The organism is Microbulbifer rhizosphaerae (assembly GCF_014191725.1).
Classification (GTDB): domain Bacteria; phylum Pseudomonadota; class Gammaproteobacteria; order Pseudomonadales; family Cellvibrionaceae; genus Microbulbifer; species Microbulbifer rhizosphaerae.
Genome location: NZ_JACHWZ010000004.1, coordinates 21,320 through 47,071, shown reverse-complemented (window position 1 = coordinate 47,071; position 25,752 = coordinate 21,320). Strand labels below are relative to the sequence as shown.

The window sequence follows — 25,752 nt, the reverse complement described above, 5'->3', positions numbered from 1 at the left end:
CGGCGAGCAGGGCTCGCCATACGCGCAGTTTTGCCCACAGAATCTGTGGATATCTCTGTGAGCAAACTCCGGGAAAATCCCGCCAGCGCCCGTGACTTCGTTGTAACCCTTTTGTGAAGAAAATTTAACCAAAGCTAGAAGTACTTAAAAATCAATGGGTTACAAACCGTAATAGATCGGACTTGGCAAGAAATTTTGCTAACTGATGGGCTTGCGGTGGAAAGTTGACACTGTGGAAAGCTTGTCAGATACAGGCGCACCTCGGCACTTTTTAGAAATTTACGCCGAATTGCACACCGAGCACGGTGGCGTCGGCGATCTTTCCGGTGCCGCCGGGATTCTTGATGAACTGGATATCGGGCTGGATGTAGGCGTAGGGGGCCACCTGGACGCGGTGTCCGAGTTCGAAGACCATTTCGTAGTCGACTGCACTGCCCCCAGCGGCGACCTGCTCGTCGGAATAGTCGTCGCTGAACTGACCGTAGGTCACGAAGAAGACCGTGCGGTCATCCGGGCGCTCGGCGAACAGGCCCTTGTAGTGGACGCCGAGGCTGGACTGCACCGGGATGATCGCCACTTCCTCCTTGGAGGTGTAGGCCAGTGTCGCGAAGAGGTACAGCCCCTCCTCCGAACCGGGCGCCTCACTGCAGAATTGGTAGTCCGCGCCGCCGTAGAAACGAGTGAACCGGTCAAGGGTATCCGGGCTGTTGAACTTATCCATGTCGAAGCCGATGTTTTGATTCAAGCCGCCGAAGAAGCGTGCCGGACGGCCCTTGAGCTTCGGCGTCCAGTCGTATTGCAGGAAGATCGATACGCCGTCGTCACTGGAAAAACCGAAGTCGAGGCCGTGCTTATCGGGATCGAACATGTCGTCCGTCAATTGAAAGAGACCCACCTGCAGGGTGTGCTCCTCGGCGAGCTTCGCCTTTACCCTCCCGCCCCACACGGCGAAGGGATAGGCGGTCATCACACCGTCGAAACCGACGGCGCGGATCTGCCCGTTAACCGCATTGTTGAGCGAATAAGTGTAGAACGGCGAGCCGACGAAATCGTCCCCAGCGGTCATCCGACCGAATTTCACCAGGATGTCGTCATCGGCGAAGCCTTTTTCCAATGTGACGTTGTAGAGGAAAGTCGTCTGCCCGCCCACGACCTGCATGACACTGTACTGGCTGCCGACCGACGGGGTGATGTCGCTGCCGTGTTTGTTGACCGCGGACAGGGTGAAGACGGTGTCCTTCCAGCCGAAGTACTTTTCCAGGTCGAGATTTATGCCGGTGAAGATATCGCCCGCATAGTTGGTCTCGGAGCGGATGCCGCCGGCAACGTTGGAGGCGATAATCGCGTTGTAATAGGCGAAGAATTCAAAACCTTGTTCGGAAAGCTCGGTGCGCCGGCCATCCCAGAACCCCGTGAGGCGATCAAAGTAGGGGGTCGACACGTCATCGGAAGCAAAAAGCGGCGAAACGGCAAAGAAAGAGGCGAAAGAAGAACAAATAGCGATCTTTTTCATGATGGGAGTATAGGAAGAAAAAACGCCTCCTTCCCCGATTCGGTCAGTCATTCACAGCCATACCCGAATGCCGCTATATATAGCCGGCAGCCCTGAATCAGGTCTTGCATTCCACGATTAGTGCCAAAAACCCGCCGCAACCCGGCAATGGCCCTACTCTGCTCAATGGTGGCCGGCGGCTTGCTGAAGACGTTGTAAACCACCCCTTTGACGATATGGTTGGACACTTTCTCGCTCAGCTCCTAGGGCAGGTACACCCAGCGATTATAAAGACGACGGTTTCCATAGCGCGTTACACCGAGCCGTCCTCACATCCGGAAAAGCCCCGGCACCTTGCCGCCCAGCCGGTGTATTGTCCGAATGCCGCAGCAGATATCCGGAACCGGCACACTGGCCATTAAGCCCTGCTACAGCGGAGGTTAAATTGTGTTGTACTTCTCAAACTGCGAATTAATCGTTTTGCATTCCCCGCTTGTGAGTAAATTATCCATTCTAATGTCGACTAATGGGTCGATTTTTTTGCGCCCAGTGACTAAATTCCACGTTTTTAGCAATCTGGCCCAAATAGATGGAAAATTTCTTCAAGCCTGCGTACCACACTTTGAGTGCGTCTGTATTGGTTCTCCTCGTCGGTTGCGGTGGAGGTGGGAGCAGTTCCTCCGACTCGAGTTCCTCAAGCTCAAGTAGTTCCACAAGCTCATCAGGTTCAAACGGTACTTCCTCTGGTAGTTCCTCGAGCTCGAGCAGTTCTTCTGGTGGAGAAACATCATGTGCTCCGCTTGATGATCGTTGGCGGCAAACAGTGGTCAACCTGGGCGAAGGTTATAACCCCGCTGTAAACAATGAATACACCCCAGCCATTCTCGCCCCGCTTCCCGAAGATGAAAGTTTACTGGCTTGGACAGAGCGCAGTACAGGGGACATTCAGTTAAGAAAACTTGACGCTGCTGATCAGGTTATTGCGAACCTGCCTTCGTTAGCCGGTCTTGAAGTTCACGATGCAATCGCAATCGAGAATGGTTTTGCTCTGGCGATCATGGAAAATGATCCGGACATCTATTCACCCAAGTACTGTCGTGGTGAGGAGACTCCGGACGAGAACGTGTGCGGAAAAATGGATGTCGTGCTCCTGAATGCCACAGGAGATCTAAGGGCTCGAACGACACTCACCAAAAAGGCCAATGTCGATTCAGTTGGAGCGCAGTTTATTTGGTGGTACGGCCACACAGCCCGTCTCGCAACCAATGGCTATGAAGTAGGTGTTTACTACCGCTCCGCGATGTCCACAGAACGACCAGGAGAAGCCGGCGAAGTTGATATTCATGCAGGCGATACCCTGAAATTTGTGGATGCGGAGTCAGGAGCCCCGGTCAATGGCGGTTGGGATTGGGGTTGTAGTCATAGTTGGTCGGTGCGTTTGGCGCACAATGGTTTCACATGGGCAGCCAGTTGTCATGGAGATGCCTACCCCAACGCAATGCGTTTGGCCCGTTTTAGCAATCTGACGTCCCCAGCATATACAAGCTGGCTGGACGATTCCGACCCAACCGGACGCGCATTGGGCGGTCTGGTGCCCAGCGAGTATGGTTTCTGGTTTAACTATATACAAACTGAGGGCGAGGACCTCGTGCTGAAGCTGGGGAAATTTGAAGATGCACAATCCAGCATGGCACAAACGCTTACGGTGAACGAAGCGGAGAACCTTGATGCAACCTATCCATTCCGCGCGTATATGGCAGCCTACGCTCAAGACAAATTGCTGTTGGGATGGCGCGCGGGCGGCAATCTAATTATTGCCGTTGCAGATGCAATCAGCGGAGAAATTATCGAAGGTCCTGTCACTACTTCTTTGAGCATTGATAATTTCCAGGATATGAAAACCGCTGCAAATGGTGATGTAGTCTGGGCCCACTCCGGTACCGATGGCCAAATCAAGGTAAACCGTATCGCAGCGTGTTCCTCTGGCGATTAGATCAGTAAGAACAAAGAACCAAGAAATCCTGCGATATCGTCCATGGGTTCGGGGCCGAGGAACAAATGCGTCATACCTTTTTTGCAATGATAGCTTACCGGCACGCCCGCCGACTCCAGACGCCTGGCATAGGCTTCGCCCTCACTGCGTAACGGATCGAACTCGGCGGTGATAATCAGTGCTGCCGGCAACCTGGCAAGACTGGCCGCGCGCAGCGGCGACGCGTACTCGTGTGCGCCGTCTTCCGGGGTGCGCAGGTAGTTGTGCCAAAACCACTCACCGGTGGCACGTTCCAGCCCATAGCCAGTGGCGCAATCCTGATAGGAAGGGGTGTCGAATGCGTGATTGGTGACGGGTACCTGTAGTACTTGGCCGGCTATGGCTGGATACTCCCGGTCCCGTGCGATCAGTGTGGTGACCGTTGCAAGGTTAGCGCCGGCGCTGGTGCCGGCCACGGCCAGCCTGGCCGGGTCCCCGTTGAACCCGGTGGCGTGGTCGACGACCCAGCACACCGATGCATAGGCGTCCTCCACGGCTGTGGGGAACTTGTATTCCGGCGCATGACGATAGTTCACCGAGACCACGAGGCTCGCCGCTGCGTTGGTGATTGCCCGGCAGGTTGTATCGTCAGTGTCCAAATCGCCGATCGTCCAGCCACCACCGTGGAAATATACCACTATCGGGAAGGGGCCTGTCCCGTGAGGGATGTAGATACGAATGGGGATTTCGCCATCGCCCACGGGGACCAACCGGTCCTCCACCGCGGCGACAGCTTCACCCTGTGGTTGGGACCGGGCGAATTGCCTCAAGTGTTCGCGGGCGGCCTCCACGGTGAGCGTGTGCAATGGGGGTTGGGCTTCCAGTTGCTCGATAATGGCCTGGGCGATGGGGTGCAAAGGCATAACTGATTCCTTTTTTTGACAGGCCCTCAGCCTATTCTCAAAATGGGTTTGATGGTTTTGCCGATTTCCGAATCGTGGATGGCCTCGTTGATGTCGTCAAAGGCGTAGAACTTCACCATTTTGTCAAAGGGGAAACGGCCCTGGCGGTACAATTCCACCAGTTTGGGAATAAACACATCGGGATTGGATTCCCCTTCGACGATGCCGACCAAACGGCGACCGCCGCTCATGAAATGCACTTCGTCGAGCACGATTTCACTGCCCGGAGGGGAGGCGCCGAGCACGCCACAGGTTCCCCTGGGGGCGAGACTGAGCGCCGCCTCGCGAATGACCGGGGCGAGCCCGGTCGTATCCAGCGCATAATGCAGACCGCCGCCGGTGAGTTCGACAAGCTGCTCACTGGCGCCGCCGTCGCGGGAGTTGATGACATGGGTGGCACCGATCGTGCGGGCAAAATCCAGGCGATCGGGGTTTACATCGACGGCGACAATGGTGGTGGCACCGACTACGCGCGCGGCCATGATGGCCGATAAACCCACGGAACCCGTGCCAAACACGGCAAAGGATTTACCGGCGGTGACTTTGAGCGCGTTGATCACGGCACCGGCGCCGGTCTGTACGCCGCAGGCGAGGGGTCCAAGCAATTCCAGGGGCACCTCTTGCGATACCTTGACGATATTGCGCTCGTGACACAGAGCGTGGCTGGCAAACGACGACTGCCCGAAAAAATTACCGTGGACCGGTTCACCATTGCGTGACAGGGCACTGCTGCCGTCGGCGCGGGTGGCGAAAAAATTGCGGGGAAAGAACTCGTAACAGTAGCTGGATGCCTGTTCCAGGCAACTCGGGCAATGGCCGCAGGAGTTGAAGGTCATGACCACATGATCGCCGACCGCCACCTTGCTGACGGCCTTGCCAATCTTTTCCACCACGCCGGCACCTTCGTGGCCGAGGACCACCGGCTGCGGGGTCGGCAACAGGCCGTCCCGAACCACAATGTCGGTATGACAGATGCCCGTTGCCACCACGCGCACCAGGATCTCGGTGTCGCGCGGTTCTTCCAAATCCAGGGTTTCTATGTCCAGTTGCGTGTTCGGTGCCCGGCAGACAGCAGCTTTTATTTTCATATTGGTCTCCGATAAAAACGGGATAACTACTCACCCCAACCGGCCCCTCCCCCGCAAGCGGGAGAGGGGAGAGTAGTCACGGGATCAAAACGGGTATTGCGGCGGCGTATCCTTGATTGTGAGCCACTGCCAGCGGGTATATTCATCGATATCGGCGGGGCCGCCCACCGATGAGCCGGCACCGGCCACGCCGGGGGCACCGAAGGGGTTGTTGGCGTCGTCGTTGACGGTTTGGTCATTGACATGCACCAGGCCGGATTTGAGCTGATCGACGATACGCATGGCTCGCCCCACCGACGGCGAGATCACCGCCGCGGCCAGGGAGCCTTCATGCTGGTTGGCCAGCTGCAGTGCCTCCTCGTCGGTGTTGAACCCGATGATGTTGGTGACCGGGCCGAAACACTCCTCGTCAAACGCGCGCATACCGGGTTTGACGCCCGACAACACTGTGGCTTGATGGAACAGGCCTTCATGCTCCCCGCCAGCCTCGATCCTGGCGCCGGCGGCAACGGAATCGGCAATAATCGATTTGATCCGCTGCAACTGCTTTTCATTGATCAGCGGGCCCAGTGCCACCTGGCCGGCGGCGGGATTGCCCACCGGCAGCTGCTCGGCTTTTTCCGCCAGCTTGCGGGTAAAGGCCTCGCGAATCGGTTCCTGCACGAAGATACGGCTGGCGGCCATGCAGATCTGTCCCTGGTGCAGGAAGGCCCCCCAGGCGGCGTTGTTGACGGCGACATCGAGATCGGCGTCGTCGAGAATAATCAGCGCGTTGTTGCCGCCGAGTTCCAGGGAGACTTTCTTCAGGTGTTTGCCCGCCAGTTCACCCACCCGGCGGCCCACGGCGGTAGAACCGGTGAACTGGATCATCTGCACGTGGCGATCCGTGCACAGCGCCTCCCCGGCCTCCGCGGCACCCGGCAGGACGTGTAACACACCCTCGGGCAGGCCCGCCTCCTCGAAGGCGCGGGCGATCATGAAGCCGCCGGATACCGGCGTTTGCGGATCGGGTTTGAGCACCACGGTATTGCCACAGGCGAGCGCCGGGGCCACCGCGCGCATGGATAACACCAGGGGAAAATTGAATGGCGAGATAATCCCCACCACACCCCGCGGCACCCGCCGCGCGAGGCTCAGGCGCCCCGGCGGGCTCTGCAGTATCTCGCCGCAAGACTGCTGCGCCAGCGCGGCGGCATGGTGCAGAATGGCAATGGCTTCGCGGACTTCATGCTGGCCTTTGGGGATGATCCCGCCGGTCTCGCGGGCGACATACACAGACAGCTCGTCGAAGTTCTGTTGCAGGATATTGGCCGCCCTGCGAAACAGGTCGGCGCGTTCGCGCGCTCCCAGGCCGGCCCACTCGGCCTGGGCTTTGGCCGCGTCGGCGCAGGCGGTGGTGACGTCGGTGGCATTGGCGAACCCGACGCTGGACAGGGGCTCGCCGGTACCCGGTTCAACTACCTCACAGACTCCGCCCTGGGAGGGCAACCAGTTGCCGTTGAACAGCCGGTCCCGCCAGCGCAAGTCACTCAACAGTTTGTCGGATGCAGATAGGGACATGTTGTCGATACTCCTGGAATAATGGCAAAAAGGAGCCGCGGCGTGCGGCTCCAGTGTTACGAGTGCTAGTAGTTAAGTCTTAACGTCATGTGCCAGGTCCGGGGACGGCTATAGGTGACGGTGGTCGCTCCCACCGCATTATTGGCGTTGCCGGTGACGATGTAGCGCTCGTCGGTGAGGTTCTGGCCACCCAGCACCAGTTGCCAGTTGGCAGCGGGCGGTTCAAAAGTGATGGAGGCGTTGGCCGTGGTAAAACCGTCCTGGATCAACGCCGGCGTGTTGACCAGGTCGCGGGCCATCTTGCCTTTGTGGATCACATCCGCGTGCAACAGCAGGCGGCTGCCCCCGGCGAGGCCCAGGGTATATGTGCCCCCGATATTGGCCGATTGCTCGGGAACGTTCATCAACTGGTGATCCAGGGTGATGCCCCCGGCCAGCGCTATATCATCGAGAGAGCGGTATTCCGCGTCCAGGTAGCCGAAGCTGCCGTTGACTATAAAATTGTCCGTCAGGCTGGCATCCATCTCCAGCTCCGCACCGCGGATGCGGGCGTTGCCGGCATTGAAGAACCAGGGGACGCCGAAGGTGAAGGCTGGTGCCGCCACTACCTGGATATCCTCGTAGTCGGTGGTAAACAGGGCCAGGTTGAGGCGCAGACGGCGGTCAAACAATTCCGATTTGATGCCCACTTCCCAGGTTTCCGCCGTTTCAGAATCGTGTTCGGGCGGGTTTACCGGGTCCACCACGCCGGGCGGTGCCAGGGCCGCTGATACCGCCATCGGTACCCCCAGGCGAGTGGTCCAGCCACCGGTCTTGTAGCCCTGGGCAAAGGAAGCATAGGTGAGGGTATCCTCGCCGATAAGGTATTCCGCCCCTACGCGCACCGAGGTGTCATTGAAATCCTTTTCGTTCTCGCCCGGCGGGAACAGCAACTCCAGGTCCCCCTCTGCGAAGCCGGGGAAGATCTGCGGCGGGAAGCCAAAGTTGCTGACAAACAGCGAGGTAAAGCCACTGACTTCTCTCTGGCCGCCGGTAAAGGATTTTTCCTCCTCGGTATAGCGAATCCCGAAAGTCAGGCCCAGATTGTCCGTCAATTGATAGTTGTTGTGGGTGAACAGGGCGTAGGCCTTGTTTTCCAGCTCGTTGGGGCCGAATACCTGCACCAGACCGGAGCCAAAAGTCACGGTGTCGAGCAGATCGCCCTCTTCCTGGAAGTAGTAGGCTCCAAGCACCGAATGCAACCTGCTGTCAAAGGCATCGATGTTGAGCTGGAACTCCTGGGAGAACTGTTCCTGGTTCATGGTGAACGAAGTATCCAGGAAGCCCAGCGGCGAGCCATCCATATCCACGCCGAATACGGACTCCAGCTCCCGATACGAGGTGATGGACTTGAGCGCCAGCGTGTCATTGATAGACCAGTCAATCGTGGTGTTCAGCCCCCAGGTGTCGACGTCCGAATAGTTGCTGCCGGTGGAATAGCTCCTGTCCTTGTCGCCGGTGATGAAATGATCACCCCAGGGCAAGCGATTGCTGGTATCTGACAGCGGCTGGTTGACCGGGCCGCGGTCGATAGTGCAAATGCCGGCGAGGGCAAAGGTCGGTGCGGGGCCCAGGGCAATGGTCGAGGGGTCAACACCGTCGACACAGCTGTTGTAGGCCAGTGCAAAAGGGAAACCCAGGCCATTGGTACCGACCAGTGTGGTGGCGTTGGCTTCCTCGCGGGCCCGGGTGATATCGCCACTGAGACTCACCTCCAGATCGTCAGAGGGTGTGAACAGTAATTTGCCCCGCAGGCTGGTGCTGTCCTCGCCTCCCTGCCGGCCGCCGCCGGCGTTGTCGCGGGCGCGGACATAGAGATCGGAGTCCGTGACAAAGCTGTCCCCGCTGTAGGTGGACCCGGTCACCGGATTGACCACGTTCACCGCGGAGGGGTCAAAGGGAATGCGCTTTTGATAGCCGTCCCGCTCGGTGGAGGAAAATGACACCGAGGAGTACAAGGTGTCGTCCACCAGCGGGACATCTAAAGTGCCGCGGACATCCAGTCGGTCATAGCTGCCGGCGGTGACCTCCATTTTGGCCATCAGCTCATCGCCGGGGCGGCGGGTAATCACATGCAGAGCCCCGCCAATGGTATTGCGCCCAAACAGGGTGCCCTGGGGCCCCTTGAGTACTTCCACCCGCTCCACGTCCAGCAGGTCGATGGCGGCACCCACGGTGCGCGCATAGTAGACACCATCCACATACAGGCCGACACCGGGCTCCATGTTGAAGGCGAAATCGTTCTGGCCGATACCGCGGATAAAGGCGCTGATAATGGTTGAAGAGCCGGCGAATGGCGAGGCCCGGTCGATCTGGATATTGGGGGTGAAATCCGAGACCTGGGACACATTGGTCACGCCTTTTTCCTCCAGCTTGTCGGCGCTGAAGGCACTGATGGCAATGGGAACGTCCTGTATATTCTCGGTGCGCTTTTGCGCGGTGACCGTTACCTCTTCCAGTTGCTGTGCCGAGACATAGCCATTCAGTGTCAGTGTCGACGCCGCGCCCAGCAGGAGTAACCTGCCAACCCGATAGTTGTTCACTGTCATATGCTGCCTTCTCCCATTATCGTATTTATATTTATGGTGTGATGATAGGAGGGTGGGCGGCAGCAAACTTGTACTGTGGCGAAAAAAAAGAGGACTGATCCGAATGGCACCAAGTTAAGCCCCGAGCTGCTCCTGCCCCTGAAGATTGCGCTGTAGGAGCCTGCTTGCAGGCGAACATTCCCGGTGCCTTGCCGCGACCTCAATTCGCCTGCAAGCAGGCTCCTACAGGGGGATTCCACTTAACTTAGTATCTCAAGTTTCGGAGTTCAGAAGGTTGGGGGTTGCACAGCTCCGGTCCGTATGGCCCTTTGCGGGACCTTCTGCGGCCATGGATGGCCGTGGAGAGCGTACAGGGAAGTATTCATAGGGGGGCGCCCAGCTCGTGTCCCGCAAAGGGCCATACGGACCGGAGCCCTCGGTCTGAGCTCCGAAACTTGAGTTAGTACCATTCAGGACTGATCCGTATTTAACGAAACACTGCTGGCCTCGCACGGTAGCGCTTGGGTGTCTCGCCATAGCGGAGACGAAAACAGCGGCTGAAATAGGCCGAATCGTTAAATCCGGCACTGTGGGCGATGCGGGTTACCGGATGGTCGAGGTCGTACCGCAAACGTTCCGCGGCCCAGTCGAGGCGTTGATCACGGATATAGAAGGTGGGCGTCGTACCCAGTTCGGCAAACAGTGCCTGTACCCGTCGCTCCGACATGCCCGCCTCATTGGCCAGCATCTCGGTACCCAGTTCGGGATTCAGCAGATGTTGTTGCACCAGTGTTTTCAGTCGCTGTAGCGAGTCTCTGGTCTTGCTTGACCCCATATCGACGTTGCCATCGCAGGGATTGCTCAACACCGGCTTCAGCAGCTCCAGCAGTACGGGTTCCAGGTCATCGAGGTTGATATCCTCGCGGTAACCGGGATCGCATTCCTGGTAAATGGTGTTCAACAGATTGAACAGCAGGCGGCCGTGCAGCGAGAAGGCCGTGACACGCTGCATGATACGCGCGGAAATATCCGGAAAGTACTGCTGTGCCAGATTCTGAGGTAGCTCGAGAGCAAACATGTCGCTTTCGGAGGAAGGCTCGATCATATAGGAAGAGCGGTTTTCACAGACGGTCAAATCCCCCACTTGTAACCACGCCTCCCGCCGCCCCTGGCGATTGATGCTGGTGCCCCGGTTCTGCAAATGTATCTTCAGGATATCCTGGTCACCGGGGACGTGGGTACTGCTGGTATTACGGCGGACAATCGCCTGATCAGAGAACGCGCGCATAACGCCGATGCGCCCGACGTTGACGTGCAAAAGGCGGGCAGAGAAATTACTGGCTGTACTGTCCACTGACATGCCGGCATAGAGGCTGGCCACGTGGTCATTCCAGTAGTCCAGCCGCCGCTGCGGGGCGACGGTTGCAGTATTGACGCGCAGGATAGGACTCATCGAATCCTCCACTGGTTTACGGGAGCTAGTTTTTATGTAATTAATTAGGGTTCAGTGTGAATGGCACTAAGAGGCTTTCGGGCGGGCCTGCTACCGGGAGCTGTTTGCGGGACACGCCGTGAATACATCCCTGTAGGCTTGTCCGCGAGGTCCCTCTCGCAGACAGTCCCGCAAACAGCTCCCGGTATCAGGCCCTTCGCATCAAGCTCATCGCTTAACTTAGTCCCATTCGGGTTCAGTGTTTTCCTGATATCAACTGGTGCCGGACATCTCAGCCAGTTCCGGTCACTCCCATTCGCAGGCTCTCAACCGCATGCCCTGCCCCGGTAAAAAAAAGCCGAGCGGTCGCCCGGCTCAAGCCAAGTCCTGTGAGGCTTGCCGAAGATTCGCACTAGAAATCGTAGGCCGCAGACAGCGTCCAGTTGCGCTGCCGGGCGTAGACGATTTCCCCATAACCCAGAGTAGCCAGCGATGCGTTGCCCTGTACCGGATACAGCTCATCGGTCAAGTTATCCCCGCGCAGTGTGACCCGCCAACCGGTGCCGGGTGCGCTCAGCGTCATAGAGGCGTTAACGGTGGTGACGCTGTCGTTCTGGGCGGTGAGTTCGGTGTTGGCAGCATCAAAGAACTGTGAATCGGTGTAGGCCACATCAACTCGCGGGGTCAATTCCAGACCATCGCCATAGGTGAAGCTGTAGCCAATGCCCAGGTTCCCCTGCCACTCCGGTGTAAAGGGCAGGCTGTTGTCCGGCCCCACTGTGGCGTCCGCCCCAGGGATCTCAATGATGTCCTCAATCGAGTCGTCGAGGTAACTGAACCCGCCATCGACAATCAGGCTGAGGTTGGGCGCATAGGTGAATTCCAGTTCAAACCCGTCGATGGAAGCACTGCCGGCATTGAACAACAGCGGCACCACGCCCTGACGATAGATGAGTTGTATGTCGCTGTAGGAAGAGGAAAAAATGGCGGCGTTGAATCGCAGGCTGTCACCAATATTGGCCTTGATGCCCAACTCATAGGACTCCACCGTTTCCTCATCAAATGTCACCGGGTTAAAGTCCGGCGTGGGGCTGTTGTAGCGCTGGTTGAAACCGCCGGATTTGAAACTGTCGGCGTAGCTGAGATAGGTCATGATCTCCGGCGCCCAGTTGTACGTCAGGCTGGCCGAGCCCGTCATTTTCTGAAAGTTCTCGGTATATTCGTCCGGGCGGATAAATAACGGCCCACCGTCGGGGATGGCCGCATTCGGCAGCGGGTCCGGATCGGGATCGGTGGCCGGGAACAGATTGAATACCACCCCCTGCATGAATTTATCCTCATCGGTGTAGCGCAGGCCGCCGGTCAGGCTGAGGGCATCCGTCACGTCGTAGGTCCACTCCGTGAATACCGCCGTCGACTCGGTGCTCAGGTCGACAAACTGGAGGTCGCGGGTACCGGGGCCGCCGTTCAGCAGCGATGCAATAAAAGGGGGAGCCGGCGGAAAGGCCAAGGGCACCGTCACCCGATCAGAAGTGTCCTCGTCGAAATAGTACAACCCCGTTATGCCGTGCACCCGGTCCGAGGTAAAACTCAGGCGCAGTTCCTGGCTGAACTGCTCCGATGCGCTGGTGTAATCCGTAGTGATCAGGGTGAAAGGTGTATTGTCCGCATCGCGAATGCCCGTCCAGTCGGTTTCCCGATAGGCCGTGATCGAACGCAATTCCAGGGCGTTGTTCAGTTGCCAGGCCAGGGTACCCGAGGAACCATAACCTTCAAAAGTGCTTTCCACCGGCGCAGTGCCACCGTTGGTATAAGGGCCTTTATCGTAGTGATTGTTGGCGCAGCGGGGGTCATCCGTATCGGGAACAAAGGGGGCGCCGAAGCGCGGGTCACCGGGCTCCAGCGGCGCAAATGGCATGGTCGCCCCGGGGCAGCCGGCGGCCACACTGACAATAGCCGGCACCGGCGCATTGGTGTTGATACCCTTGAAGACAAACGGTGAGCCGTGCTCATCCTTTTCCGTATAGTCGGCCCGCAGAATCACGTCCAGGGAATCCGAAGGCGTCCAGCGCAATGTTCCCTTCAGGGTGTAACCGTTCTCGTTGCCCAGGTCCTGCCCGTCGAATTCCCGCGTAACGTAACCATCTCGCTTGCGCGTGCCCGCCGACAGGCGCAACCCCAAGTCCCCATTGACCGGCAGATCCACGACGCCATAAACCTGGTACAGGTTGTCGTCACCGAGTTCCCCGCTGATAGTTCCACCAAACTCCGTACCCGGCAGGCGGGAGTTGACGATAACCGCGCCGCCAATGGTGTTGCGGCCGAACAGGGTTCCCTGGGGACCCCGCAGCACCTGAACATCGGCGATATCGAAAAAATCCATGGCCGCACCCACCGAGCGCCCCATATAAACATCGTCGATATAGAAGCCTACCCCCGGATCCACCGCGGGTGTGGGGTCAAGCTGGCCAACACCGCGAATGAATACGACCGCCGCGGCATTGTTCCCGGAGAGCTGCCCGTAGCTGGTGAACTGCATGCTCGGGGTGGCCCGGTCGAGGTCCACGGTGGAAAAGATCTGGCGCCGCTCCAGTGCCTCGGCAGACATGGCGGTCACCGAAATCGGCACGTCCTGGAGGTTCTCCGCCCGCCGCCGGGCAGTCACAACCACTTCCTCCAGGGGCACCACAGAGGCCTCCTGCGCCAGGGCGTGCGATCCAGGGCCCGCCTGGGAAGCCAGGGCCAGGCTCGTGGCAAGGAAATTACGGTTGAACAACACCGATACCGGTACACACTGTTTCATGAACTTCCCTCCGCGTCTTTATTATCTTTATGAGCAACGGAACTTCAGCTCGTCATACGACTGCTATACAGTGTAGCTATCAATAAATATATTGCAATAACTCATAGCACTTCAATTTATAGGATATTCTGTCAGTAAAAGTCACCGGATTATGAAATGCAGATATAGGGTTGCGCGGAGTCGCGGCCGCAACAGATTCAGGCACTAATGCGTCATTAGACGTGTGACAGGACACCAGCCTTGCGGCGCCGGAGCAACAACAACAACATCATCATCGCCGCGACCAGTGACCCCATGGCCATGACAAAGGCGACGCTGGACAGACCCTGGCCACTTTCAAACAGCAGGCCGGCGACGATGGGCCCGAGGGCTGCGCCGCCCCGCCCCAGGCCGATAACAAAGCCCGTGCCCCCGGCACGCACTTCCGTGGGAAAGGACTGGGCGAAGATAGCGTACATACCGACGATGGCTGAGTTGGTGAAAAAGCCCGCCGCCGCGGCCACCAGGGCCAACTGCGTGAGATCCGCCTGCCCCCGACCGAACACGCAGACCATGACCGCTGCCCCCAACAGGGCCCCCAGCACCAGGACCCGCACATTGAATTTGCGCGTCAACAGGCCGAGCAGGATGGAGCCCGTGGCGCCCCCCACATTCGCCCAGACCAGCACGCCGCCGGCCAGGGACGCGGAGAAACCCATGTCCACCACGATTTTCGGAATCCACTTCAGGATGAAGTAAAACGTCATGATGTGGGTGAAATAGGCCACGGTCAGCAATATCGTGGTAGATGCCAAGCCGGGAGAAAACAACTCTGACCAGGAAGCGCGACGCACCTGCGCGGGCGCTTCCGGCAGCGAGGCGAGCGGCGGATGTCCCATGCGCGCCAGTATGCCATTGATTCGCGGCAAGGCTCCCGCCGGGCGGCGCTGCAACAGATAGGAGACGGACTCGGACAGGAACAGCCAAACCAGGGGAATCATCAGCGCGGTGACAGCCGCGCCGAATTGGAACACGGCCCGCCAGTCGAAGCTCGCCAACAGCACCGAGGCGATCGAACCACCCGCGATCACCCCCAGGGGATAGCCGGTTGCCATGATCGCCACATTGGCATTGCGCCAACGGTTGTTGGAACACTCCGCGGTCATGGCGTTGGTCGCCGCCAGCATACCGCCGATACCCAGGCCCGTGACCAGGCGGATGACCGAGAGCATGTATACGTCGCGGGCCAGGGAGGCGAGAAACATACCGCTGCTCATGATCAGTAGACAGCCGAGGATAGTCGGCCTGCGCCCCGCCCGGTCAGCGACGCCGCCGAGAACCACCGAACCGACCGCCATGCCGATCAGTTCCATCGACAATACGACACCCAGCATTCCCCGGGAAATACCCCACTCGTCGGCAATGCCCGGCGCGGCAAAGCTGATGGCCAATACGTCGAAGCCGTCCAGTGCGTTGAGTAGGACACAAAGGATTACCGCGATGACCTGCAGGCGGCTCATCGGCGCATTGTCGAGCAATTGCTGTGGGGATGGTGTCATTATTATTTCCCGTGTCAGTGAGTGAGCTTTCAATCACCCTGCATATTGAGTTCGTAGGCCCCCAGGCCGGGTTTGTAGGTCTTGTCGTCGATAAACTGGCGAATGCCCTCCTTGCGCCCCTCGTTGTCGAAACTGTTGGCGGCCTCCTGGGCCCGCACCAGGTAATCCTCCGCGTTGTCGTAGGTCATCTCACCCACCCGGCGCACGGCGTCCTTGGTCGCCTTGAGGGCCACCGGGTTTTTCTCCAGCAGCACGGTAGCCACCTCGATGACCCGGTCTTTCAGCCTGGCCAGGGGCAAGGCCTCGTTCACCAGGCCCCACTCGGCGGCCTTGGCCCCATCGATATTCTCCCCCATCATGGCGTGATACATGGCATTGCGGAAGCCCATCAGTTCCACCGCCACCTTCGTTGCACCACCGCCGGGCAGGATGCCCCAGTTTATCTCACTGAGACCGAAGGTCGCCTCCTCGGCGGCAAAAGCGAGGTCGCAGGCGAACAGCGGCCCGTAGCCGCCGCCAAAACACCAGCCGTTCACCATGGCAATGGTTGGCTTCTGATACCAGCGCAGGCGCTGCCACCAGCCGTAGGCCTCACGCTGGGACTGGCGCACGGCGCCCAGACCTTTCGCTTCAGTTTCGCGGAAGTATTCCTTGAGATCCATGCCCGCGCTCCAGGCCGAACCCTCCCCGGTCAACACCAGTACCCCCACGTCGTCGCGGAATTCCAGCTCGTCCAGCACCTCACGCATACGGCGATTCAGGGTCGGGCTCATGCAATTGCGCTTTTCAGGGCGGTTGAATCGCACCCACGCGATACGGTTACGCACGTCGCAGGCTACTGTATCAGTCATATTGCTCTCCATTCATAAAGGCGGATAGTGACCCGCAGGGGTCGATACGGTGATAATGGGAAGGTGCACCATGCGCCTGCCAGTTATGCTATAAAACATAGCATTTAATAATCGCAACCGCAACTGATAGAACTGACTGACATGACGACAAAGCGCCCTCCCCTGAGCGACCCCACCGACAACCTGCTGGGCTACCATCTGCGCCGGCTATCTGTTCTGATCATGGCCGACCTGTCCCGATCACTGGACAGCCTGGACCTGCGCCCTACCGAAGCCACGGTGTTGATGGAGATATCCACCAATCCCGGCATTACCCAAAGCCGGATTGGCAAAATTCTGTCCATCAAACGCGCCAACATGGCCCCACTTATCGCGGGCCTGGTCGAACAGGGCTTGGTGGAAACCGCGCGCAAGGACGGGCGCTCGCTGGCACTGACACTCAGCGCCAGGGGCAAACGCGTCTACAAAAAGGTGATTTCGGCTATCGCGGAGCATGAGGAGCGCTGTTTTGCCCTGTTGGGCAAACGGGAAAGGCGGGAGCTGACCGAGCGCATCCGGGAGCTGTGGCAGCACCTGGACACGATTGAGTCGGAATAGGGATCTGTTCACGGCATGTCCCGCAAACTTCCACCGATACTCTCTTACCGACAGCCAGGAATGAGTGGTTATTTTAGGGCGTCACTAAATTCGATAGCTGAGACGGAGGCCGTTTTTTCGCAAGGCAAGGCGCAGTGAGCGCCGTGTGGTCATTCCACATAAGCGAACTGCAACGCAGCATTGTGGAAAAACGGCCCCGTCCCCCCGGGTTGTGCCCTGTACAGGACACAACGCGGCCATCGAATTTAGTGTAAACAGGCCCTAGATCAAGGTGTCAATCATACGGCGCGCAGCAGCGATGCCCGAGTCGATTTTGAGAGTAACCATGCGAGTTTCGCCGCCTCTGTCCATCGCTCTCTGCTGCCCCTCCAGCATTGCCACATCCTCCAGAAACACGCCCTCAATCCGTTTCTGAATATCGGCAGTCCGCTGTGCGTTGCCGCGATCAAAATTACGCACGAAATTCCACAGGTAGAGCGTATTGCGCTCGTCTATCGGCGTGATGGCATTGATCACGTAAGCGTTGACCCCCTGCTCGCGATGTCCCTCCGGGCCACCGGTTCCGGCCACGGCAACCCCGACGTCGATGGCGATACAGGAAGGCGGAATAAAGCGGATAATCTGCCAGCGGTCACAGTGACCCTGATATTCCAGCGCGTTAGCGATTTCCGCCTTCCAGAAAGGCGCCGGGTCGTGATCGGGAATAACGCGGCGGACACTGACCTCGCCGTTTTCCACCGAGGTGTCGACCGGTGCCCCCGGCAGTTTCTCGTCACCGATGGTGGTGGAATGCACGTAGGTTTCGTGCGTCAGATCCATCAGATTGTCGACCAGTAATTTGAAATTACACGCGATAGTCAATGTGCCGCCTTCTCCCACCCAGTCCAGGTGATCGTTCCAGTGCAGGCCGGGGATCAGGCGTTCATCCACCTCGTCGGCGTCGCCAATCCAGACCCAGACAAACCGGTGTCGCTCGCTCAACGGGTAAGCGCGGACTCGCGCCTTCCTGGGTGGACACTCCTGGCTGGGCACGCGCGTACAGACACCCTCGCCATTGAACTCCAGACCGTGATAGGGGCATTGGAGGTCGCCGTTGTCCAGCACCCTTCCCATGGATAGCGGAGCCTGGCGATGCCAGCAGCGGTCGGCCAGTGCCACGGCCCTGCCATCCGGTTGCCGGTACAGGACGATGTCCTCTCCGCAGATGGTCCGGGCCAACGGTTCGTTGGTGACGTCCTGGCTCCAGGCCGCCGCATACCATTGGTTCTGGGGATACATAGCTTCCTCCTCCGGGGGTTGATCATGTCATTATCGAAATCGCCATCTCTCGCAGAGCCAGCCTGTCGATCTTGTTGACACCGGTGCGCGGCAGGCTGTCTACAAAATGTACTTCTACCGGCCGCTTGTACTTGACCAGACGTTCCGCGCAATAAGTCAGTACATCCTCCTCGGACATGGAAACACCTGTTTCAAGCGCCACGAAGGCAACCAGCACTTCACCCAGGCGCTCCTCCGGTTTCCCGACCGCCGCCGCCTCGGCGATACCGGGTTTGGTCACCAGGCACTCATCCACCTCCCGCGGGTATACGTTGTAACCCCCGGAGATGATCATGTCTTTTTTCCGGTCCGCCAGGTAGACATAGCCTTCACTATCCACGTAGCCGATATCGCCGGTGTACAGCCAGCCATCCCGCAGTGTGGCGGCAGTCTCCCCGGAACGATTGCGGTAGCCCCGCATCACCTGGGGGCCGCGCACGCGCACTTCGCCGCGTTCGCCGAGGGGCAGCACCCGATCGCCCCGCTCCAGGTCCACGATCTGCAGTTCCGTCTCCGGCACGGGATGGCCCACCGACATGGGGCGGGGCTCCCTGTCGCCCGGGTTGACGCACAGCGGTGCCCCTTCCGACATGCCCCAGCCCTCATAGAGATCGCAACCGGTCAACTCGCGCCACTTGCGATGCAATTCGGCGGAACTGGGGGCGCCTCCCGTGAGACTGTACTTCAACGATGAAAACGCCAGCGTATTGGTCAGCGGGTGACTGGCCAATCCGGCATAGATAGGCGCGGGACCACCGCCAAACACCGTTACCTTGTGGTCCGCCAGTGCCCTCAGTACCCGCTCGGGGTCATAGCGCGGCACGATGATGTTGGTGCCACTGGCATATACGGGAACAAAAGTGGCGTAACCCAGGCCCCAGATATGGAACATCGGGGCGACGCTGAGAAAGCGCTCGCCACCGAACTCCATGGGCCACATGGTGGCGTGCTGGTAAATGGAAAACAGCAGCGACCGGTGAGTGTGATCAACCCCTTTCGGCGCGCCGGTGGTTCCCCCGGTGTGAATGAGCAGGGCCGGGGAACCGGGCGCCGGCAAGGGCTCGCACGCCCCGGCTTGCGCGCCGGATGACAGTCGATCGACATCGCCCTGGACCAGGGGCAGGACAGATTTCACCCCGGCTTCCGAGGCCAGCGCCCCGGCCTTCTCCCGCATCTCTTCACTACAGATGATGGCCGCAAACTCCGCCGCCGATACGATGGGCAGCAGTTCCCGGTGTGTAAAGAAAGGGTTCAGCGGAGCCAACTGCGCCCCCGCGGCCATAACAGCGAAACTCGCCACCACGGTTTCGATACTGTTGGGCAACATCACGGCAAGCCGTTCCCCGGTGTGGCCCGCCTCCCGCAGCCGCAGGGCCAGACCGGTCACTGCCCGGCCCAGTTCAGCGTAGGACAGACTTCTCCCTTCGCAGATCAACGCGGTGCGGTCCGGTGTGCGTTCGACCGAAGCGTACAGCATGGCCACCAGGGAATCGTAGCGGGGTAGCGAATCCGAAATGCCGCGGGTGGATGTCAAATGCGATTGCATACGCTGGTCTCCTGTTGACATCAACGGCCACCGTTTATCAAAGGGGCAGCCCGACGTAGTTTTCCGCAATCGCCGTCTGCGCCGCGGTGGACGAGGCGATGTAATCCAGTTCCGCCAACTGCATGCGCCGCTCGAAGGCGCCCTCATCGGGGAACCGGTGCATCAGGCGGGTCAGCGACCAGGAGAAGCGCTCGGCTTTCCATACACGCGCCAATGCGCGGCTGGCGTAATGTCTCAGCCCCTCTTCGTCATCGCGGGTAAACCAGCCGATCAGTGCGTCGGACAAGTAGGCCACGTCGGAAGCGGCCAGGTTCAAACCCTTGGCCCCCGTGGGGGGCACAATATGGGCGGCGTCACCGGCGAGGAACAGGTTGCCGTGGCGCATCGGCTCGAATACGTAGGAGCGCAGGGGCGCAATGGACTTTTCCAGCGACGGGCCGCGGGTCAAACGCGCGGCAGCCTCCGGCCCCAGGCGTAAAGCCAGCTCATCCCACAAGCGATCGTCCGGCCACGCCTCCAGCGGCTCATCGATCGGCACCTGGATGTAATAACGGCTGCGGGTGTTCGAGCGCATGGAAGCCAGGGCGAAGCCGCGCTCGTGATTGGCGTAGATCAGTTCATCGTTGCAAGGCGGCACCTCGGCGAGAATACCCAACCAGCCAAAGGGATAGAGCCGTTCGTACTCCCTCCTCCGGCTACCGGGGATCGCCTTGCGCGAGGGGCCGTGGAAGCCGTCGCAACCGGCTATAACCCGCGCCTGCAACCGTTGCTGTACACCGTCCCGGAGAAAAGTGACGGAGGGAGCGTCACTTTCGACATCGTGCAGGGCCACATCCCCGGCTTCCCAGATGATCTCGAGATCCCGCCCCGGTGCCGCCGCGATCAGGTCCTTGGTCAGCTCTGTCTGGCCGTAGACCATCACCTGCTTGCCCGTGAGTCGGGCAACATCGATATGGATCAGGCGCTCCCCATCGGCGAGATAAAAGCCGTCGTGTGGCAGGCCTTCGCCGTGCATGCGCTGATTGATTTCCAGGCGATCGAGGATATCCGTCGTGGTGCGCTCCAATACCCCAGCCCGAATGCGCCCCTCCACGTACTCCCGCGACCTGCGCTCCACGACAACGCAGGCGACACCGGCCCGGCGCAACAGGTGCCCCAACATCAGCCCCGCGGGGCCCGCTCCAATAATCGCGACTTGGGTTTTCATCAAATTACTCCGCAGGTGACAGGCTGAACCGGGCGGCTCAGATGGGATAGTGCCCCGGCTCGGTTTCCAGGGTAATCCAGCGCAGTTCAGTGAACTGGTCGATACCCGCCCTGCCACCGAAGCGCCCGTAGCCCGACGCCCCCACACCGCCAAAAGGCATTTGCGCCTCGTCGTGCACCGTCGGCCCGTTCACATGGCAAATCCCCGAGCGGATACGGCGCGCGACCCGCAAGCCCCTTGCGCTGTCGCGGGTAAACACCGCCGCGGATAGCCCGTACTCACTGTCGTTGGCAATGCGAATGGCATCCTCCTCATCCGCGGCGCGGATTATCGCCACGATGGGGCCAAAGCTCTCGTCGCGGTAAATGTCCATGTCGGCGGTCACGCCATCCAGCACAGTCGCCGGCATCACCACCCCCTCCGCTTTGCCACCGGCTACCAAGCGGGCCCCTTTCGCCACGGCGTCGTCGATCAAAGCGTTGACGCGGTTGACGGTTTCCCTGTCCACCACCGCACCCAGGGGCGTTTCACCCTTGGCGGGATCCCCCGCCGGCATGGAGCAGGCCTTTTCCGCAAATTTACCGACAAACTCGTCCGCCACGGCATCCACGACCACCAGGCGCTCGGTGGACATACAGATCTGTCCCTGGTTCATAAAGGCGCCGAAAGCACCAGCTTTCACCGCCTCATCGAGATCCGCGTCCTCCAGTACCAGTAGCGGCGCCTTGCCTCCCAGCTCCAACAAACAGGGCTTGAGATGTTCCGCCGCGCGTTTGGCAACGATCCTGCCGACCCGGGTGGAGCCGGTGAAATTGATGCGCTTCACCGCCGGGTGATCGATCAGGGCACCGACCACACCACCGGCATCTTCCGGAGCATTGGTGACCACATTGACCACCCCTTCGGGGAAGCCCGCTTCGGCAAACGCCTCCACCACCAGTTCATGGGTGCGAGGGCAGATCTCCGATGCCTTGAGAATGACACTGTTGCCGCAGGCCAGGGGCACGGCAATCGCGCGCACGCCGAGGATGATGGGCGCATTCCAGGGGGCGATACCGAGGATCACCCCCACCGGTTCACGGGCAGCCATGGCGACGCAGCCGGGCTTGTCGGAAGGAATCACTTCGCCGGCAATCTGCGTGGTCAGGCCCGCCGCCTCGCGGACCATCCCCGCGGCCAGCATCAGGTTGAACACGGCCCAGCCCTCGGTGGCACCGACCTCCTGCATCATGGCCTCGACAAAGTCACCGCGACGCGCCTCCAGGGCATCCGCGGCCTTGACCAGCACGGCCCGGCGGGCGTTGGGGCCCATTGCGGCCCACTCCGCGCTGGCGGCGCCTGCCGTATCACAAACAGCCTGTGCTTCCTCGATGGACATCGCCCGGGCAGAGCTGGCGACCTCCCCGGTCAGGGGATTGATACGTTGGAAATTCATGAGCGGCCTCTCTTATTGTTATTACCTCTGTCTCATCGCACCGGGCGCCGATAACGACGCCCGCCTCATATATTGCTATGAAACATTACAATAATTTCGGAGATATTGCACCCCCAAAATAGCTGGGGAAAAGGGGCTGCTACCCGACGTCTCCGTGCTTCGGATCAGAGACGTGAATGGCACTAAGTTAAGCCAATAAGCTTGATGCGAAGGGCCTGATGCCGGGGCTTCTTTGCGGGACTGTCTGCGAGAGGGACCTCGCGGACAAGCCTACAGGGACGTATTCACGGGGGGGGGCTCCCAGCCCGTGTCCCGCAAAGAAGCCCCGGCAGCAGGTCCGCCCCAAAGCCTTAACTTAGTACCATTCGGATCAAACGTAATCCTCGGTATCAATTTCCGCCTGGGTAGCCGCCCCATACCGCGGGCCACTGACCGTATTGGGCCCGATCAGTCGCGAGGCCGTCATCAGAATGTCCTCGCTGACCCCGACGGAGGCAGTGGCGAGATTCTCTTCCAGGTGGGCAAGCGACCTCGTACCGGGAATGGGGATAACGCAGGGGTCCCGCTCCAATAGCCAACGCAGCGCCAACTGGCTCATGGTGCAGCCCGCCTCCGCGGCCAGTTCCCGGAAGCCGTCGCGCAAACGGCAGTTGACCGCGAAGTGCGGTGACTGAAAGCGCGGCATATTGCGGCGGATATCCCGGGGCTCCAGCGCCTCCGGATCAGTGACTGAACCGGCGAGGAAACCGCGGGCCAGAGGACTGAAAGCCACCAGCGCCGTACCCAGTTCCCGGCAGGTATCGAGCAAAGCGATTTCCGGATTGCGGGTCCACAGGGAGTACTCGGTTTGCACCGCCGCGACGGGGTGCACTGAATGCGCTTTGCGCAGGGTATCGGCGGAGACTTCCGACAGGCCAATCGCGCCTATTTTGCCCTGCTCCACCATCCGCGCCATGGTGCCGACGCTGTCCTCGATGGGCACGGATTTGTCCCAGCGGTGCAGGTAGTAGAGATCGATATGGTCCGTCTGCAGGCGCCGCAGGGCTTCCTCAAGCGTGGCCGTGAGTGTCTCGGGCCGGCCGTCGATCACCCGCTTGCCGTCCACCCCGGTCATACCGCATTTGCTGGCGAGGAATATCTCGCCGCGCAGCGGTTTGAGCACCTTGCCGACCAGTTCTTCGTTCCTGCCAAAACCGTACAGGGCCGCGGTATCGAAATGACGCACGCCCAATTCATGGGCCCGCAACAGCAGCTCCCCGGCATCCGCCGGATCCGGCGGCGTGCCGTAGGCGTGGCTCAGGTTCATACAGCCCAGGCCTATGGCGAGCCCCTGCCAGTCCGCGATACGGCGCTGCATCACTCCCTCCCCTTTTCGGCTCGTTATTTGGCATCTTCCAACTGCTGTTCCAGGTCGTAGAGTACCTTGTAACACGGCAGCACACTGGCAACGCTGGCGTTGGGCTCGCGCCCTTCCCTGATCGCGGCAAAGAATTCGCGGTCCTGCAGCTCGATGCCGTTCATGGACACGTCCACCCGGGACACGTCGATGGGCTCTTCCCTACCGTTGACCAGATCGTCGTAACGCGCGATGTAGGTACCCTTGTCGCAGATGTAGCGGAAGAAAGTGCCGAGGGGGCCGTCGTTGTTGAACGACAGCGACAGCGTACAGATCGAACCCGCACGGGTCTTCAACTGGATGGACATGTCCATGGCAATGCCCAGTTCGGGGTGGATGGGACCCTCGACGGCATTGGCCGCGATCACCTCATCGCCGGTCTGGTACTGGAACAGGTCCACCGTGTGGGCGGCGTGGTGCCACAGCAGGTGGTCGGTCCAGGAACGCGCTTCGCCCAGGGCATTGAGGTTACTGCGGCGGAAGAAGTAGGTCTGCACATCCATCTGCTGGATGTGCAGCTCGCCGGCGCGCAGCTTTTTGTTCAGCCATTGATGGGAGGGATTGAAGCGGCGGGTGTGACCCACCATGCAGACCTTGCCGGTCTCCCGCTGTACCTTGAGTACCTCTTCCGCATCCGCCCAGCTGTCCGCCAGGGGAATTTCAACCTCCACGTGCTTGCCGGCGCGCATGCACTGGATGGCCTGCGCGGCGTGCATTTGCGTCGGCGTACACAGGATGACTGCGTCCACTTCCGGCAGGGCCAGGCTCTCTTCCAGCTCCGTAGTGGTGTGAGCCACACCGTATTTTTCCGCCACCTGGCGGTTCTTTTCCTCATCTCGCCCGATGATGGAGACCACCTCCACACCGTCGATTTTCCGTATGCCATCCAAGTGCTTGATGCCAAAGGCGCCGGGACCGGCCAGTGCAATTTTCATAACTGTGACTCCTGCTGAAATCGGTATCCAGATTTAACTCAAGCTTCGGAGTTCGAGATGCCTGCCGGCGGCACAAGCTGGAGCGGAGTGCGCCTTTCTGGGACTGTCTGCGAGAGGGACCTCGCGGACAAGCCTACAGGGACGTATTCACGGCGTGTCCCAGAAAGGCGCACTCCGCTCCAGCTCCCAGAACTGAACCCCGAAACTTGAGATTTAAGAATTTTCCAGAATCAAGTGCCCCACCGCGGTGTTGGAGGCGGGCACATGGTAAAAGCGATGTTTCTCGGTGACCTTGTCGTCGAGTGCGCCGCGCATGACCAGCCACATCACCAGTTCGATGCCCTCGGAGCCGGCCTCCCGCATGTATTCCACATGGGGCATTTGTGACAGCCCCTCCGGGTCGTTTACCAGGCGCTCGAGGAAATCGTTGTCGAACTCGCGGTTGATCAGGCCCGCGCGCGGCCCCTGTAATTGGTGGCTCATGCCGCCGGTGCCCCAGACCTGCACATTGAGATCGCCGTCGAAACTGTCCACGGCGCGGCGCAGCGCCTTGCCCAGTTCGTAACAGCGGCGCCCCGAGGGCGGCGGATAGAGCACCACATTGACGGCGATGGGGATCACCTTGCAGGGCCAGGCCCCGGGCTGGCCGAACATCAACGACAGGGGCACGGTCAGCCCGTGATCCACGTCCATCCTGTTGACCAGGGTCAGGTCGAAGTCCTGCTGGATCACGGACTGGGCAATATGTGCGGCCAGTTCCGGATGCCCCACAACTTCCGGCACCGGACGAGGGCCCCAACCCTCGTCCGCGGGCTGGAATTTCTCCCCGGTGCCAATGGCGAAGGTGGGCATCAGCTCCATGCTGAAGGCGGAGGCGTGGTCGTTGTAGACCAGCAGGATCACGTCCGGCTTCTGCTCCCCGATCCACCGCTTGGAATACTCGTAGCCCTTGAACAGCGGCGCCCAGTATTCCTGCTGTGTTTTGCCGAGATCGATGGCGGCGCCGATCGCCGGTACATGGGAGGTGGTAACGCCCGCGGTTATTCTGGCCATG

Annotated in this window: 18 protein-coding genes; 2 read left to right on the top strand and 16 right to left on the bottom strand. The window is 59.9% G+C overall.

Features of this window, described 5'->3' with window-relative positions:
• Positions 1–271: 271 nt before the first annotated feature.
• A complete protein-coding gene (locus FHS09_RS04985; protein WP_183457374.1) occupies positions 272–1,564 on the bottom strand; it encodes a carbohydrate porin in 1,293 nt (430 codons plus the stop codon).
• A 751-nt stretch (positions 1,565–2,315) separates the two neighbouring features.
• Here FHS09_RS04985 and FHS09_RS04980 point away from each other — a divergent pair.
• On the top strand, positions 2,316–3,485 hold the full coding sequence (locus FHS09_RS04980; RefSeq protein ID WP_183457372.1) for a hypothetical protein: 1,170 nt from the start codon (positions 2,316–2,318) through the stop codon (positions 3,483–3,485).
• Here the strand turns inward: FHS09_RS04980 and FHS09_RS04975 are convergent.
• The 8 genes from FHS09_RS04975 to FHS09_RS04940 all read right to left on the bottom strand — a co-directional run bounded on the left by FHS09_RS04975 (position 3,482) and on the right by FHS09_RS04940 (position 16,265).
• Complete coding sequence (locus tag FHS09_RS04975; RefSeq protein WP_183457370.1) at positions 3,482–4,387, bottom strand: alpha/beta hydrolase; 906 nt, start codon at positions 4,385–4,387, stop codon at positions 3,482–3,484. The two genes, FHS09_RS04980 and FHS09_RS04975, sit on opposite strands and share 4 nt — an antisense overlap.
• A 26-nt stretch (positions 4,388–4,413) precedes the next feature.
• Positions 4,414–5,514: an NAD(P)-dependent alcohol dehydrogenase gene (locus FHS09_RS04970; protein WP_183457368.1), complete on the bottom strand. Its 1,101-nt coding sequence runs from the start codon at positions 5,512–5,514 to the stop codon at positions 4,414–4,416.
• 84 nt (positions 5,515–5,598) lie between these two features.
• Positions 5,599–7,074: a benzaldehyde dehydrogenase gene (locus FHS09_RS04965; RefSeq protein ID WP_183457366.1), complete on the bottom strand. Its 1,476-nt coding sequence runs from the start codon at positions 7,072–7,074 to the stop codon at positions 5,599–5,601.
• Between the two features lie 65 nt (positions 7,075–7,139).
• Positions 7,140–9,662 carry a TonB-dependent receptor gene (locus FHS09_RS04960; RefSeq protein ID WP_183457364.1) on the bottom strand — a complete coding sequence of 841 codons (2,523 nt, stop codon included), beginning with the start codon at positions 9,660–9,662 and terminating at the stop codon, positions 7,140–7,142.
• Positions 9,663–10,128: 466 nt separating this feature from the next.
• Positions 10,129–11,094 carry a helix-turn-helix domain-containing protein gene (locus FHS09_RS04955; protein ID WP_183457362.1) on the bottom strand — a complete coding sequence of 322 codons (966 nt, stop codon included), beginning with the start codon at positions 11,092–11,094 and terminating at the stop codon, positions 10,129–10,131.
• A 391-nt stretch (positions 11,095–11,485) separates the two neighbouring features.
• Positions 11,486–13,876, bottom strand: a complete 2,391-nt coding sequence (locus FHS09_RS04950) for a TonB-dependent receptor (RefSeq protein ID WP_183457360.1) — start codon at positions 13,874–13,876, stop codon at positions 11,486–11,488.
• Positions 13,877–14,091: 215 nt separating this feature from the next.
• A complete protein-coding gene (locus FHS09_RS04945; protein ID WP_183457358.1) occupies positions 14,092–15,414 on the bottom strand; it encodes an MFS transporter in 1,323 nt (440 codons plus the stop codon).
• A gap of 29 nt (positions 15,415–15,443) precedes the next feature.
• Positions 15,444–16,265 (bottom strand): p-hydroxycinnamoyl CoA hydratase/lyase, encoded by an 822-nt coding sequence (locus tag FHS09_RS04940; RefSeq protein ID WP_183457356.1) that lies wholly within the window; start codon positions 16,263–16,265, stop codon positions 15,444–15,446.
• Between the two features lie 141 nt (positions 16,266–16,406).
• On the opposite strand from FHS09_RS04940, the gene FHS09_RS04935 reads away from it, so the two are divergent.
• A complete protein-coding gene (locus tag FHS09_RS04935; RefSeq protein WP_183457354.1) occupies positions 16,407–16,862 on the top strand; it encodes a MarR family winged helix-turn-helix transcriptional regulator in 456 nt (151 codons plus the stop codon).
• Between the two features lie 261 nt (positions 16,863–17,123).
• Here FHS09_RS04935 and FHS09_RS04930 read toward each other — a convergent pair whose 3' ends face one another.
• The 7 genes from FHS09_RS04930 to FHS09_RS04900 all read right to left on the bottom strand — a co-directional run bounded on the left by FHS09_RS04930 (position 17,124) and on the right by FHS09_RS04900 (position 25,751).
• Positions 17,124–18,140: an aromatic ring-hydroxylating dioxygenase subunit alpha gene (locus tag FHS09_RS04930; protein ID WP_183457352.1), complete on the bottom strand. Its 1,017-nt coding sequence runs from the start codon at positions 18,138–18,140 to the stop codon at positions 17,124–17,126.
• Positions 18,141–18,162: 22 nt separating this feature from the next.
• Positions 18,163–19,725 (bottom strand): AMP-binding protein, encoded by a 1,563-nt coding sequence (locus tag FHS09_RS04925; protein ID WP_183457350.1) that lies wholly within the window; start codon positions 19,723–19,725, stop codon positions 18,163–18,165.
• 37 nt (positions 19,726–19,762) lie between these two features.
• Positions 19,763–20,932, bottom strand: a complete 1,170-nt coding sequence (gene pobA, locus FHS09_RS04920; protein WP_183457348.1) for a 4-hydroxybenzoate 3-monooxygenase — start codon at positions 20,930–20,932, stop codon at positions 19,763–19,765.
• 37 nt (positions 20,933–20,969) lie between these two features.
• Positions 20,970–22,367, bottom strand: a complete 1,398-nt coding sequence (locus FHS09_RS04915) for an aldehyde dehydrogenase (RefSeq protein WP_183457346.1) — start codon at positions 22,365–22,367, stop codon at positions 20,970–20,972.
• 370 nt (positions 22,368–22,737) lie between these two features.
• Entirely contained in the window at positions 22,738–23,724 is a 987-nt protein-coding gene (locus FHS09_RS04910; protein WP_183457344.1) for an aldo/keto reductase, read from the bottom strand.
• A gap of 23 nt (positions 23,725–23,747) precedes the next feature.
• Positions 23,748–24,698: a Gfo/Idh/MocA family oxidoreductase gene (locus FHS09_RS04905; protein ID WP_183457342.1), complete on the bottom strand. Its 951-nt coding sequence runs from the start codon at positions 24,696–24,698 to the stop codon at positions 23,748–23,750.
• 213 nt (positions 24,699–24,911) lie between these two features.
• Positions 24,912–25,751: a class III extradiol dioxygenase subunit beta gene (locus FHS09_RS04900; protein ID WP_183457340.1), complete on the bottom strand. Its 840-nt coding sequence runs from the start codon at positions 25,749–25,751 to the stop codon at positions 24,912–24,914.
• Position 25,752 lies beyond the last annotated feature (1 nt).

Coding starts and splice junctions, on each gene's coding strand:
- FHS09_RS04985 (WP_183457374.1), bottom strand. CDS start 1,564: ATGACTGACCGAATCGGGGAAGGAGGCGTTTTTTCTTCCTATACTCCC.
- FHS09_RS04975 (WP_183457370.1), bottom strand. CDS start 4,387: ATGCCTTTGCACCCCATCGCCCAGGCCATTATCGAGCAACTGGAAGCC.
- FHS09_RS04970 (WP_183457368.1), bottom strand. CDS start 5,514: ATGAAAATAAAAGCTGCTGTCTGCCGGGCACCGAACACGCAACTGGAC.
- FHS09_RS04965 (WP_183457366.1), bottom strand. CDS start 7,074: ATGTCCCTATCTGCATCCGACAAACTGTTGAGTGACTTGCGCTGGCGG.
- FHS09_RS04960 (WP_183457364.1), bottom strand. CDS start 9,662: ATGACAGTGAACAACTATCGGGTTGGCAGGTTACTCCTGCTGGGCGCG.
- FHS09_RS04955 (WP_183457362.1), bottom strand. CDS start 11,094: ATGAGTCCTATCCTGCGCGTCAATACTGCAACCGTCGCCCCGCAGCGG.
- FHS09_RS04950 (WP_183457360.1), bottom strand. CDS start 13,876: ATGAAACAGTGTGTACCGGTATCGGTGTTGTTCAACCGTAATTTCCTT.
- FHS09_RS04945 (WP_183457358.1), bottom strand. CDS start 15,414: ATGACACCATCCCCACAGCAATTGCTCGACAATGCGCCGATGAGCCGC.
- FHS09_RS04940 (WP_183457356.1), bottom strand. CDS start 16,265: ATGACTGATACAGTAGCCTGCGACGTGCGTAACCGTATCGCGTGGGTG.
- FHS09_RS04935 (WP_183457354.1), top strand. CDS start 16,407: ATGACGACAAAGCGCCCTCCCCTGAGCGACCCCACCGACAACCTGCTG.
- FHS09_RS04930 (WP_183457352.1), bottom strand. CDS start 18,140: ATGTATCCCCAGAACCAATGGTATGCGGCGGCCTGGAGCCAGGACGTC.
- FHS09_RS04925 (WP_183457350.1), bottom strand. CDS start 19,725: ATGCAATCGCATTTGACATCCACCCGCGGCATTTCGGATTCGCTACCC.
- pobA (WP_183457348.1), bottom strand. CDS start 20,932: ATGAAAACCCAAGTCGCGATTATTGGAGCGGGCCCCGCGGGGCTGATG.
- FHS09_RS04915 (WP_183457346.1), bottom strand. CDS start 22,367: ATGAATTTCCAACGTATCAATCCCCTGACCGGGGAGGTCGCCAGCTCT.
- FHS09_RS04910 (WP_183457344.1), bottom strand. CDS start 23,724: ATGCAGCGCCGTATCGCGGACTGGCAGGGGCTCGCCATAGGCCTGGGC.
- FHS09_RS04905 (WP_183457342.1), bottom strand. CDS start 24,698: ATGAAAATTGCACTGGCCGGTCCCGGCGCCTTTGGCATCAAGCACTTG.
- FHS09_RS04900 (WP_183457340.1), bottom strand. CDS start 25,751: ATGGCCAGAATAACCGCGGGCGTTACCACCTCCCATGTACCGGCGATC.